Genomic DNA, 12,208 nt, shown 5'->3' with positions numbered 1-12,208 from the left:
CAGTTGGCCCACCAGGTCAGCTGCTGAAGATCGGCCGCGTCCTTCGCCACCACGCAGCCGCCGACCACATCGGAATGGCCGTTGATGTATTTCGTGGTCGAATGGATCACCAGATCGGCGCCGAGGGCGATCGGCTGCTGCAGGGCCGGCGACAGGAAGGTGTTGTCCACCGCCGCCTTGCAGCCGACGGCATGGGCCCGGACGCACAGGTCGGCCACGTCCACGATCCTCATCAGCGGGTTGGACGGCGTCTCGATCAGGATCAGTTTCGGCTTCAGCGCAAAGGCCGCGTCCAGCGCCGTGCGGTCGTTCTGGTCGACGAACTGCACGTCGAAATGGCCGCGCTTCGCCCGTGCGCACAACAGGCGATGGGTGCCGCCGTACAGGTCGTGCGGGGCGATCAGAAGGTCGCCGGGTTCGAGCGAGAACAGGGCCAGATCGACCGCCGCCATGCCGGTGGCGGTGACCACCGCGCCACAACCGCCTTCGAGTTTCGCCAGCGTTTCGCCCAACACATCGCGGGTCGGATTGCCCGACCGGGTGTAGTCGTAGCGCCGCTTCCCATCGAGGCCGTCGAAGCTGAAGTTCGACGACAGATAGAGCGGCGGCATCACCGCGCCGTGCGCCGGGTCGCTGTTCACCCCATGGCGCGCGGCGGTCGTACAGGGATGGGCCTGGGCGGGGGCGGTCATGCGGCGATCTCGTCGGGCTGGAGGGCGGTGAGGGGATTGAGGACGTCGTGGAGCGCGCGGCCGACCAACTCGCGCTCCTTCAGAAAGGCGTCGTGACCGAAGATCGATGGGGCCTCGATCAGGCGGCGCAGGTTCGGCGCGCGGGCCGCCAGTTCGCGGCTGTCGGCGATCGGCACGAGGGCGTCCGAGGTGAAGCCGATCACGGTCAGGGGGCACCGGACCGCCCGCGGATCGACGCTGTGGCGATCGAGTGAATCCGACAGGCTGATCCAGCGGTCGGCGCTGGTCACGTCGGCGTAGTCCGCGCCCCGGGCGATCAGATAGTCGCAGACCGGCCAGGGCTCGCCGGCCCGGGCGGGCGGCGTCGGGCTGAAGCGCAGGGCGAACTCGTCGGCGGTGCGGTAGGTGGTCATGGCCAGTTGGCGGGCGAGGGCGACGCCCTCCGCCTCGCGGCCGCAGTCGCGGGCGAAGGCGAGCAGGCGGCGCTGCACCCCCCGCCAGGCGGTCGCCGCCGGATGGGCGCGGTGGGCGGCGGAGATGACGGCGAGCGCGCCGATCCGCCCGGGGAAGGCCGCGGCGAAGGCCAGGCCGATGCAGCCGCCGTAGGAGGCGCCGACGAAGGCGTCGATGCGCGCCTCGCCCAGCGCGTCGAGCAGCAGGGCGAGCAACCGGGCTTGATCCGTGGTGGTGATGGTGACGCCGAACGCGTCCCGGCCCGGCAGGAGGTCGAAGGCCAGCACGCGGACGCGGTCCGGATCGATCGGCCCGCCGGACTTGACCGCCCATGGCCACCAGCGCGCGGCGAACCGCCCGCTGGAGATGCCGCCGGCGACCACCACCAGCGGGCCGTCGGCGAGGCCGTGGAGCCGCCCGACGACCTGGGTCGCCGCCAGCCGCTGGCCGGATTCGAGCCGGAAATCGTCGGGGATGGCGGCGCGGATGTCGCGCCCGGCGGGTTCGTCAGGGACTTGTATGGACGCCACGGTCCGCTCCGCTTTCGCTCAGCGAAACCGGTGGGGCGAACCAATTCATGCGTGACAGACCCGTGAAGTCAGCCGGACCCCGGACGTGAGGGGGCCGTCGCTTCACTCATCTCTCGCGGCTTCCGGGGAGGCCTCGCAGGAGTTGGCACCATCTCCGGGACTGGGAAGTCCCGGAAGGTTGCCCCGGCATCAAAGGGCCTATCCCTCCGCCGGTCTTGATGAGTGCCCTTACGGTGGCGAACACTTCCGGCGGCGTCAATCCCCTTTGTTGCGGTGCGAAATCAGGCCCTGTCAGCCCTCGTTCCAGCCCCCCGCCAGCGCCTTGAACAGGGCGATCTGGTAGGTGGTGACAAGCGCGTCCGAGGCCGCCAGCTGGGCGTCCGCGCCGGCCAGGGTGCGCTCGGCGTCCAGCACCGTCAGGAAGCTGTCGGCCCCGGCGTCGAAGCGCAGGCGGGACAGGCGGGCGGCCGTCGCAGCCTGATCCCGCGCCGCCTGCAATGCGGCGCGGCGGTCCAGTTCGTTGGCGTAGTTCGCCAGCGCCGTCTCGGTCTCCTGCAGTGCGACCAGGACCGTCTGATCGAAGGTCGCCAGGGCCGCGTCAGAGCCGGCCGAAGCCTGTTCGATCCGCGCGCGGGCGGCGAACACATTGGGGAAGGACCAGCTGATCAGCGGACCGACGCTGAAGCGGAAGCTGGAGTCGTTGGACAGATCCCCGGCGTCCAGCGCAGTCGATCCCAGTGAACCGCCGAGGGTGATGCGCGGAAACAGATCGGCCGTGGCGACGTTCACGCGCGCGGCGGCCGCCGCCAGATTTCGCTCGGCCCGACGCACGTCGGGACGCCGCGCCAGCAGCTGGGCGCCGTCGCCGATCGGGATCGGTCGGGTCAGCTGCGGTGGACGCTGGCAGGCCCGCGCCGCTTGGCTGGCCTCGGCGGGGGTGCGGCCGGTCAGGGTGGCCAGCCGGAACAGGGCCCCGTCCCGTTGCGCCCGGAGAGGGGGCAGGCCGGCGCGGCTGCTCTCCAGTGCCGAGCGGGCGCGGGCGGTGTCCAGACCATTGCCCGAGCCGGCGTCCAGAAGACGTTGCGTCAGGTCAACGCTGTTCGACTGCAGTTCGATGGTCCGTTCCGCGACCGCGATCTGCGCATTGGCCGAGCAGGCGTCGGCATAGGCGCGCGCGGTCTCGGCGGCGACGGTCACCCGCACCACGTCGAGGGCGGCGGCCGCCGCGTCCGCATCGGCGCGGGCGGCGCGGATCGAGCCTCCGACGCGGCCGAACAGGTCGATCTCATAGGCGACGTCGAGGCCGAGGTCGTAGCTCTCGCCCTCGTCCAGCGGCTGGCCGCCGTTGCCGCCGGGAACGGTCGCGGCCGAGGCGCGGCCGTACTGGCCCGTTGCGCTGACAGAGGTGGACGGCAGGCGCCCGACCCGGGCCTCGCCCAGAGCCGCGCGAACGCGGCGCAGATTGGCCTCGGCGGCCTCCAGTTCATTGTTCTCCGTCAGGGCCTGACCGATCAGCCCGTCCAGCGTCGGGTCGTCATACAGCCGCCACCAGTCGTCGCGCGCGGCCTCGGCTGTGACGCCGGGGGTGGCGCTGATGAAGGCGCCCGACGCGGAGGGGGGAAGGGTCGCGTCAGGCGCCTTCGGCCCGACCGCGCACGACGCCAGCGCAAGGCTGGCGAAGGCGGTTGCGGTCAGGACCCGGGGGTTGGTGAAGGGGGTCATCAGGCGTCTCCCAGACGGGGCGTGGCCGGTGCGGGATCGGCGTCGTGAGGCGGCAGGCCGCCGGTGGTCGGAACGCCGGGCTCCGTCTTCGGCTTGCCCGGCAGCCGGGCCGCCACGCCGCGCATCAGGACGTAGAAGACCGGGGTGAAGATCAGGCCGAAGAAGGTCACCCCCAGCATGCCGGAGAAGACGGCCGTGCCCAGCGACTGGCGCATTTCCGCGCCCGCGCCGGTCGCCAGCATCAGCGGCACGACGCCGAAGATGAAGGCGAAGGAGGTCATCAGGATCGGCCGCAGACGGGTCTTGGCCGCGCGGACGGCGGCGTCCCAGCGGTTCAGGCCTTCGTCCTCGGCCTGTTTGGCGAACTCCACGATCAGGATGGCGTTCTTGGCCGCCAGGGCGATCAGGACCACCAGTCCGACCTGGACGAGGATGTTGTTGTCCAGACCGCGGATGTTAATCCCGACCATCGCCGCCAGAATGCACATCGGCACGATCAGGACGACGGACAGGGGCAGGGTGAAGGCTTCGTACTGCGCCGCCAGCACCAGGAAGACGAGCACCACGGCCATGATGAAGACGATGGTCGCGCCGCCCGACGACTGCTTCTCCTGCAGCGCCAGGCCGGTCCACTCGTAGGAGAAGCCCGGGGGCAGGGTAGCCTCCGCCAGCTGCTCCATGCTCGCGATCGCCTGACCGGACGAGACGCCGGCCGCCGCCTGTCCCTGCAGCTCGGCCGCCGGGAACAGGTTGTAGCGGACGATCCGCGCCGGACCGGAGTCCTCGCGCAGCGTGGCCACCGAACCGATCGGCACCATGGCGCCGGAGGCCGAGCGGGTCTGCAGATTGGCGATGTCGGCGATGTCGTCGCGCGCCGACGGCTCCGCCTGGGCGGTGACCCGGAAGGTCCGGCCGAGGAAGTTGAAGTCGTTGACGTAGGACGAGCCCAGATAGACGCCGAGCGTGTTGAACACGTCCGCGGGTTGGACCCCCATCATCAGGGCCTTGTCGCGGTCGACGTCGGCGGCGATGCGCGGCGATCCGGTGTTGTAGGTCGAGAAGACCTGCTCGACCCGGTCCGGCGCGCCGGCGGCCGCGCCCATCATGGCGAAGGTCGCACCCTCGAGCGGACGATAGCCCGCGCCGGAGCGGTCCTGCACCATCATCTGGAAGCCGTTGCCGTTGCCCAGGCCCTGGACCGCGGGCGGGGCGATGACGAAGATGTTGGCGTCCTCGATACCCATGGTGGCGCCGGTGATGGCGCCCGCCAGGGCCGCGGCGGCCTGTTCGGCGGACTTGCGCTCCCCGAAGGCGTCAAGCCGGACGAAGATGGTCGCGGCGTTCGAGCCGAACGAGAAGCTGGAGCCGTCCAGACCGGCGAAGGCGACCATGCCCTCGACGCCGTCGGTGCCCTTGATGATCTCGGAGGCGCGGTTCATCACCGCCTCGGTCCGTTCCAGCGAGGCGCCCGGAGGCAGCTGGATGACGCCGATCAGGAAACCCTGGTCCTGCTCGGGAATGAAGCCCGACGGCGTGTCCAGCAGCCGCCAGGTCGTCAGCCCGAGCAGCGCGACATAGATGACCAGCATCAGGCCGATGGTGCGCACCAGCCGCGCGGTCAGCCGGCCGTATCTGTCCGACAGCCAGTCGAAGCCGTCATTGAACTTCCGCCCGGCATAGCCGCCGTAATAGACGACCGTGCCCAGCAGACCCGGCTTGCGGCGGGCGTCGTGTTCCTTGTGCGGCTTCAGTAGCAGCGCGGCCATGGCCGGCGACAGGGTCAGCGACACGATCAGCGACACCACCGAGGCGGTGGTGATGACGATGGCGAACTCGCGGTAGAAGATGCCCGGAATGCCCGGCACGAACATGGTCGGGACGAAAACGGAAACCAGCACCAGCCCGATCGAGATCAGGGCGCCCGACACCTCCTGCATGGAGCGGTAGGCGGCCTCCTTGGGCGTCAGGCCCTCGCGGATGTAGCGTTCCACATTCTCGACCACGACGATGGCGTCATCGACGACGATGCCGACCGCAAGGACGAGGGCGAACAGGCTCAGCGAGTTGATCGAATAGCCGAGCGCCAGCTGGACGGCGAAGGTCGCCACCAGCGCCACCGGAATGGCCACGATCGGAATGATCGCCGCCCGCCAGGTCTGCAGGAAGACGATAACCACCAGCACCACGAGGATCACGGCCTCGATCAGGGTGTGCTGCACGGACTCCACCGAGGCGGCGACGAATTCGGTCGGGTTGTAGGCGACGGACACGTCCATGCCTTGCGGCAGGTCGGCCTTGATCGCCTCGACCTCGGCCAGCACGCGCTCGGCCGTGCCCAAGGCGTTGGCGCCGGGCTGCTGGATGATGGCCACGCCGACGCCGCGCTCGCCGTCGAAGAAGCCGCGAATGCCATAGTCCTGGGCCCCGAGCTCGACGCGCGCGATGTCGCGCACGCGGGTGACCCGGCCTTCGGCGTCGGTCTTGATCACGATGTTCGAGAACTGGTCCGGGTCAGACAGCCGGCCCTGCACCTGCACCGGCAGCTGGAAGGCCGCGGCATTGGTGGCGAAGGGCGGTTGGCCGATGGCGCCGGCGGCGGCCTGGACGTTCTGGGCGCGCAGGGCGGCGACAATGTCGGGTCCGGTCAGGCCGCGCGCGGCGGCCTTGCCCGGATCGATCCAGACCCGCATGGCATAGTTGCCGCCGCCGAAGATCTGTACCGCGCCGACGCCTTCGAGGCGCAGCAGCCGGTCGCGCAGCGTCGAATTGGCGTAGTTGCCGACGTAGTCGTTATCGAGCGACTTGTCCGGGGAGGTCATCCCCAGGATCATCAGGAAGCCGCTCTCCTGCTTGTTCACGGTCACGCCGATCTGGCGGACCTGTTCCGGCAGGCGGGGTTCGGCCAGGGCGACGCGGTTCTGGACCAGCACCTGGGCTGCATCCAGATCGGTGCCGGGCTGGAAGGTCACGGTCACCGACACCGCGCCATCCGATGTGGACGACGAGGACACGTACAGCATGCCCTCGACGCCGTTGACCTCCTGCTCGATCGGAGCGGCGACGGTCTCGGCCACCGTCTCGGCCGAGGCGCCGGGATAGGCGGTGTTGATGGTGATCGTCGGCGGCGCGATCTCCGGATACTGCGACAGCGGCAGCAGCGGATAGGCGAACACCCCCATCAGGGTGATGAACACCGCGACCACGGCCGCGAAGATCGGCCGGTCGATGAAGAAGCGTGAGATGTTCATGGGCTCAGTCGCCCGAGGACAGGCTGTTGGCGAAGGTCGCGCTGGAGGCCGGGGCGATGGTCGTGACGGGCGCGGTCTGGGCGCGCGCGACGGGGCGGATCTGGCCGTTCGTGGCCGTCACCTTCATGCCCGGCTGCTGGATGCGCTGGACCCCGTTGATGATGACCCGATCCGTGCGCTGCAGGCCCGAGCGGATCACGCGCAGGCCGTCGACCAGCGGTCCCAGCTGCACCGGCCGCGGCGCGACCGAGCCGTCGGCGGCCACGACATAGACGATGCGCCGCGCCTGGTCGGTGGCGATGGCGGCGTCCGGCACCAGCATGGCCTGATAGCTGCCGGACCCGGCCAGCCGGGCCTGTCCGAACATGCCGGGCTTGAGGAAGCCGTCGGCGTTGGGAATGACCGCCCGCAGCCGGATCACGCCTGAGGCGGTGTCCACGGCGTTGTCGGTGAAGTCGAGCGTGCCCGAACGGGTGAAGTCGGACTCGTCCTGCAGTCGCACCTGGATCGGCGCGGCGCCCTGGCGGGCCTGCCGCTGGTATTTCAGCAGCACGGCCTCGGAGCCGTCGAAGACGAAATGGATGGGCGCGCTGGAGACCACGGTGGTCAGCACATCCGCCGCCGACGACCCGCCGGCGACCAGATTGCCGGCGTCGACGCGGCGGTCCGAGACACGTCCCGAGATCGGGGCGGTCACGCGGGTGAATTCCAGGTCCAGCTGGCGGGCCCGGACATTGGCGTTGGCCGCGGCGATGGCCGCCTGGGCCGTCTGCAGGGCGCCGCGCCGGGTGTCGACCTCGGCCTGGGAGACGGCCTGGGATTCCAGCAAGGTCTCGGACCGGGTCAGTTCGCTTTGCGCCAGGGCCAGCTGCGCCTGCGCCTGCGACAGCTGGGCCCGCGCCGAGGCCAGGGCCGCCTGCGCCGGACGCGGATCAAGCGAGAACAGCAGCTGGCCGCGGCGCACATAGTCGCCGTCGCGGAAATGGACGCCCGAGACATAGCCGCCGACGCGGGCGCGGACCTCGACCGACTGGGTCGCCTCGAACCGGCCGGTGAACTTGTCCCAGTCCTGCACGGCCTGGACCAGCGGGACGGCCACCGTCACCGACGGCGCGGGCGGGGCCTGGGCCTCGCTCGGCCCGGAGCAGCCATAGAGCGCGGCCGTCATCAGGACGGACGCGGCCACGATTTTCGCGGTGCGCATGGAAGGTAGGTCCCTGTCTTCTTGTTGACGGGCGAACGGGGAGGAGGCCGGTAGTCAACGTTCGGTGACTTAATGGTGATGACGCTTTCGCTTGTCAACGGACGATGACAAAGCCATAGGGTTACTGGGGCTATTCCGGAGATCACGAATTGTTTTGTCACGTCGCGCCCCGGCCCCGGAATGCCGAGGCGACCCGCGCCGCCATCCTGGCCGCCGCCCGCGAGCGCTTCGCGCGCGAGAGCTATGACGACGTCGGCATGCGCGACATCGCCGGGGACGTGGGGGTCGATGCCGCCCTGGTGTCCCGCTATTTCGGGTCCAAGGAAGAGTTGTTCCTGATGGTCCTCGACAGCTGCTCGAACGGCCGGGACCTGATGGACGGAGGCCGCGCCGGGTTCGGCCAACGGGTCGCCCGTGACGTCATTTTCGAGGGCGGCAACGAAGGCAAGCTCAAGAAGCTGCTGATCATGCTGCGCTCCATCGGCTCGGCCAAGGCCATGGAACTGGTTCAGCGCACCGGCAACGAGAGCTTCTTCGATCCTTTCGCCGCCTGGATCGGTGGAGAGGACGCGGCGGTCCGGGCCCGGCTTGCCGCGGCGACGATCATGGGGATGGCGGTCAGCCGCGAGATCACCGCCGGTTTCGGCCTGACCCCGGCCGAATGCGAAAGACTGGCCGACCGGATGGGCGCCATGCTGCAGGACATCATCGACAATTAGGCGTCAGCCGCGCGGCTGGAATTTCCGGATCACGCCCGAATACGTCATCAGCACCCGCTCGCCGGCGTGGATCTGGCCCCGGACGAAGATCAGGCTCTTGCCGGCCCGGACCACCTCGCCCGTCGCCTCGACGAGTTCGCCGACATAGGCGCCGTCGATGAAGGTCGAATCCAGCGACACGGTCACGCCGGAGGCCCCCTCCATCTCCTGATAGGCGGTCTGGAACAGGGCGATGTCGGCGAAGGTCATCAGACAGCCGCCGTGCATCCGGTCGCCCGCATTCATGTGCTTGGGCTCGGCGCGGAAGGCGCAGCGCATCCCGCCGTCGGGGTCAGGCTTGAAGTAGAAGGGGCCGACGACCTGATCGAAGGTGCCGTGCAGGTCGTACATCTGCCAGCCGGCGAACTCGCCTTCGGTGACTGTCACTTTCTGGACCATGAAAACTCCGCCTTCTTTCTGATCCCGCAATGCACCATACAGGCGCGATGAGCGACCCCATCGAAACCGCCATCTTCGAAAAACTGGCGAAGGCCGACCCCAAGGGCGTCGGCGGCAAGAGCATTGAACCGGCCGACGTGGCCAAGGAGCTGCAGCCCGAGCAGTGGCAGCGGATGCTGCCCAAGGTGCGGCACGCCGCGCTCGCCCTGATGCGTCAGGGCAAGCTGACCATCACCAAGAAGGGCAAGCCGGTCGATCCGAACGCCTTCAAGGGCGTGATCCGCCTGCGCCTGCCGACCGAGGCCGAGACCGCCGCCGCCCTGGCGGCCCTGCCGCCCGTCGTCGAGGACGATGACGACTTCGTCTGATCCCGGGCTTGAGTCGGTCCTTTCGGACATCCGGGCCTGTCGGGCCTGCCTCGGCCAGCTGCCGCACACGCCGCGCCCGGTCGTCCGCGTCTTTCCCGAGACCCGGCTGCTGATCTGCGGCCAGGCCCCGGGCCGGCGTGTCCACGAGAGCGGCCTGCCCTTCACCGATCCGTCCGGCGATCGCCTGCGCCACTGGCTGGGCGTCGACTACGAAACCTTCTATGCCGACCCGCGCATCGGCGTCGCCGCCCAGGCCTTCTGTTACCCCGGCACGGCGCCGAAGGGCGGCGACTATCCGCCGCCGCGGCGGTGCGCCGAGTTGTGGCGGCCCCGTCTGCTGGACGAACTGCCCAGGGTCGAGCTGACCCTGCTGGTGGGCGGCTACGCCCAGGTCTGGGCGCTGGGCGATCGGGCGAAGGTCAATATGACCGAGACCGTGCGGGCGTGGCGGGAGTATGCGCCGGACATCCTGCCCCTGCCGCACCCGTCATGGCGCAATACGGCGTGGCTGAAGCGGAACCCGTGGTTCGAGGCGGAGGTCCTGCCCTGTCTTCGCCAGAAGGTGCGTGGCATCCTCGGCGCATGATGCGTTCACCGGCAGCCCTGTTCGCGGTTCTCGCCCTGTCCGCCTGCGCCACGCCCGCCATCCAGCCGCCGCTGACGCCGCCGTCCGGTTTCGCCGGCCCGGCGCTGGAGGCGCGAACCCTGCTCATGGACGACGGCGCGCGCCTGCCGTTGGCGCGCTGGACGCCGGAGACCGGCGAACCCTGGGCGGTCATTGTCGCCCTGCACGGCATGAACGACAGCCGGGCCTCATTCCGGCTGGCCGGGCCGTGGTGGGCCGAGCGCGGCATCGAGACCTGGGCCGTCGACCAGCGGGGGTTCGGCGAGGCGCCGGGGCGCGGCGTCTGGGCCGGCGAGGCGCGGATGACCGAAGACCTGCGCACCGCCGTCGCCCTCGCCCGGGCCCGGCATCCCCGCGCCCTGATCGCCGTGGCCGGAGAGAGTATGGGCGGGGCCGTGGCCATCGCCGCCTTCGGCTCGGACCGGGCGCCGGACGCGGACCGGGTCGTGCTGCTGGCCCCCGCTGTCTGGGGCTGGACGGCGCAGGGCCCGATCAATTCGGCCGGCCTGTGGGTCGCCGCGCGCGCCATGGGCGACCGCGCCGTCGATGCGCCCGAATGGGCCGTCCGCGCGCTCCCGGCCTCGGACAACCGGCTGGAGCTGTTCCGCAACGGGCGTGATCCGAACAGCCTGATCTCGACGCGGTTCGACGCCCTGTACGGGCTGGTCGACCTGATGGAGACGGCGTCGGGGAGGTTGGGCGATATCCGCGCCCCGACGCTGCTGCTGTACGGCGCGCACGACAATGTCATCCGGAGGGATCCGATGCGCCGCGCGCTGGAACGGGCTGCGGAACGGCCCGGTCTGAGGACCGGCTTCTATCCGGACGGCTGGCACATCCTGAACCGCGATCTCCAGGCCGGGACCGTGTACCGCGATGTCGAGGCGTGGCTGAGGGATGCCGCCGCGCCGCTGCCGTCCGGCGCGGGACCGGTGCTTCCGGCGCTGCAAGGGCGGCCCGCCGCTCCGGGAACCTGAAAGCGGGCCCCTTGCTGACGCGAAACGGCCACGCTTGCCGTGTTAAGCGTCCCGGCGTATCAGCCGCCCAAATAAAAAATACCCCGGGAGACGCCGTAGTGAGCATGACGCTGTTTGATTCCCCGTCCTTCGCGAACCATGAAGGCGTCCACGCGGTCTTTGATGAAAAGACCGGCCTGCGCGCCATTATCGCTGTTCACTCAACCGCGCGCGGCCCGGCCGTCGGCGGCACCCGGATGTGGAACTATGCGTCCAGCGCCGAGGCCCTGGAGGACGTCCTGCGCCTGTCGCGGGGCATGAGCTACAAGAACGCCGTCGCGGATCTGGAGATGGGCGGCGGCAAGTCGGTCATCATCGGCGACTCCAGGACCCAGAAGAACCCCGAGCTGTTCCGCGCCTTCGGCCGCGCCGTCGACACCCTGGGCGGCATCTATTACGCGGCGGAAGACGTCGGCGTGTCGGTCGCCGACATCGCCGAGGCCCGCAAGGTCACCCCCTATGTGCTGGGCCTGAGCGATGGCCCCGAGGCCTCGGGCGATCCCAGCCCCGTCACCGCCGAGGGCGTATTCCGCTCGACCCTGCTGGCGGCGAAGCGCCTGTGGAAACAGGACGACCTGACCGGCCTGACCGTCTCGGTCCAGGGCATCGGCCACGTCGGCGGCTATCTGGCCGACAAGCTGTACGCCGCCGGCGCGAAACTGATCATGACGGACGTCAACACGGCCCTGCTGGCCGAGGTCGCCGCCCGGACGAACGCCGAGATCGTGGCCCCCGACGCCATCTATGACGTCAAGGCCGACATCTACGCCCCCTGCGCCCTCGGCGCGACGCTGAACCCGCAGACGCTCGACCGGCTGACGGTCAAGGCCGTGGTCGGCGCTGCCAATAACCAGCTGGCCACGCCGGACATCGGCCAGCAGCTGTTCGAGCGCGGCGTGCTGTACGCGCCCGATTACGTCGTCAATGGCGGCGGCATCATCAATGTCGCTTCCGAGCTGAACGCCCGCAACACGGGCGGCGCCTATGACCCGGCCTGGGTCGAGGGCAAGCTCTCCCGCCTGATGGAGACGCTGGAGGAGATCATGGAGCGGTCGGCCGTCGAGAAACGCCCGACCCATGAGATCGCCGACGCCATCGCCGAAGCCCGCATCAACGCGGCGCGCGACGCCAAGGCGGAACAGCGCAAGGCGGCCTGACGGCCGGATTCGCGCACCGGGCGCATACGGAACACT

At 69.9% G+C, this 12,208-nt stretch carries 11 protein-coding genes and 1 riboswitch; of the genes, 5 read left to right on the top strand and 6 right to left on the bottom strand.

Going from position 1 to position 12,208, the window contains the following annotated elements; all coding sequences use genetic code 11:
* The 5 genes from B2742_RS14840 to B2742_RS14820 all read right to left on the bottom strand — a co-directional run.
* Window positions 1–692: PLP-dependent transferase (locus B2742_RS14840; protein ID WP_292067812.1), on the bottom strand; the 692-nt coding region annotated here is incomplete at its 3' end.
* Window positions 689–1,675 carry a homoserine O-succinyltransferase MetX gene (gene metX, locus B2742_RS14835; RefSeq protein WP_292067810.1) on the bottom strand — a complete coding sequence of 329 codons (987 nt, stop codon included), beginning with the start codon at window positions 1,673–1,675 and terminating at the stop codon, window positions 689–691. The genes B2742_RS14840 and metX, both read right to left, overlap by 4 nt.
* Window positions 1,676–1,778: 103 nt before the next feature.
* A riboswitch (SAM riboswitch) is annotated at window positions 1,779–1,900 on the bottom strand.
* Between the two features lie 66 nt (window positions 1,901–1,966).
* Window positions 1,967–3,397, bottom strand: a complete 1,431-nt coding sequence (locus tag B2742_RS14830) for an efflux transporter outer membrane subunit (protein WP_292067808.1) — start codon at window positions 3,395–3,397, stop codon at window positions 1,967–1,969.
* A complete protein-coding gene (locus tag B2742_RS14825; RefSeq protein WP_292067806.1) occupies window positions 3,397–6,645 on the bottom strand; it encodes an efflux RND transporter permease subunit in 3,249 nt (1,082 codons plus the stop codon). Before B2742_RS14825 ends, B2742_RS14830 begins: the two co-directional genes overlap by 1 nt.
* Window positions 6,646–6,649: 4 nt before the next feature.
* A complete protein-coding gene (locus tag B2742_RS14820) occupies window positions 6,650–7,849 on the bottom strand; it encodes an efflux RND transporter periplasmic adaptor subunit (protein ID WP_292067804.1) in 1,200 nt (399 codons plus the stop codon).
* Window positions 7,850–7,998: 149 nt separating this feature from the next.
* Here B2742_RS14820 and B2742_RS14815 point away from each other — a divergent pair, with 149 nt between their 5' ends.
* Window positions 7,999–8,568 (top strand): TetR/AcrR family transcriptional regulator, encoded by a 570-nt coding sequence (locus B2742_RS14815; protein WP_292067802.1) that lies wholly within the window; start codon window positions 7,999–8,001, stop codon window positions 8,566–8,568.
* 3 nt (window positions 8,569–8,571) lie between these two features.
* Here the strand turns inward: B2742_RS14815 and B2742_RS14810 are convergent, their stop codons facing one another.
* Window positions 8,572–9,006 (bottom strand): PaaI family thioesterase, encoded by a 435-nt coding sequence (locus B2742_RS14810; RefSeq protein WP_292067799.1) that lies wholly within the window; start codon window positions 9,004–9,006, stop codon window positions 8,572–8,574.
* 47 nt (window positions 9,007–9,053) lie between these two features.
* Here B2742_RS14810 and B2742_RS14805 point away from each other — a divergent pair, with 47 nt between their 5' ends.
* The 4 genes from B2742_RS14805 to B2742_RS14790 all read left to right on the top strand — a co-directional run bounded on the left by B2742_RS14805 (window position 9,054) and on the right by B2742_RS14790 (window position 12,172).
* Window positions 9,054–9,374, top strand: coding sequence for a DUF3253 domain-containing protein (locus tag B2742_RS14805; RefSeq protein WP_292067797.1), 321 nt, complete (start codon window positions 9,054–9,056; stop codon window positions 9,372–9,374).
* On the top strand, window positions 9,358–9,960 hold the full coding sequence (locus tag B2742_RS14800; RefSeq protein ID WP_292067795.1) for a uracil-DNA glycosylase family protein: 603 nt from the start codon (window positions 9,358–9,360) through the stop codon (window positions 9,958–9,960). The genes B2742_RS14805 and B2742_RS14800 overlap by 17 nt, the downstream gene beginning before the upstream one ends.
* On the top strand, window positions 9,960–10,976 hold the full coding sequence (locus B2742_RS14795; protein WP_292067794.1) for an alpha/beta fold hydrolase: 1,017 nt from the start codon (window positions 9,960–9,962) through the stop codon (window positions 10,974–10,976). Before B2742_RS14800 ends, B2742_RS14795 begins: the two co-directional genes overlap by 1 nt.
* A gap of 104 nt (window positions 10,977–11,080) precedes the next feature.
* Complete coding sequence (locus tag B2742_RS14790) at window positions 11,081–12,172, top strand: Glu/Leu/Phe/Val family dehydrogenase (RefSeq protein WP_292067816.1); 1,092 nt, start codon at window positions 11,081–11,083, stop codon at window positions 12,170–12,172.
* The last annotated feature ends 36 nt before the right edge of the window (window positions 12,173–12,208 follow it).

This window comes from Brevundimonas sp. UBA7664, assembly GCF_002483305.1.
Taxonomy (GTDB): Bacteria; Pseudomonadota; Alphaproteobacteria; order Caulobacterales; family Caulobacteraceae; genus Brevundimonas.
Note: the sequence above shows the minus strand (reverse complement) of the source record. Positions and strands in the feature narration are given on the sequence as shown.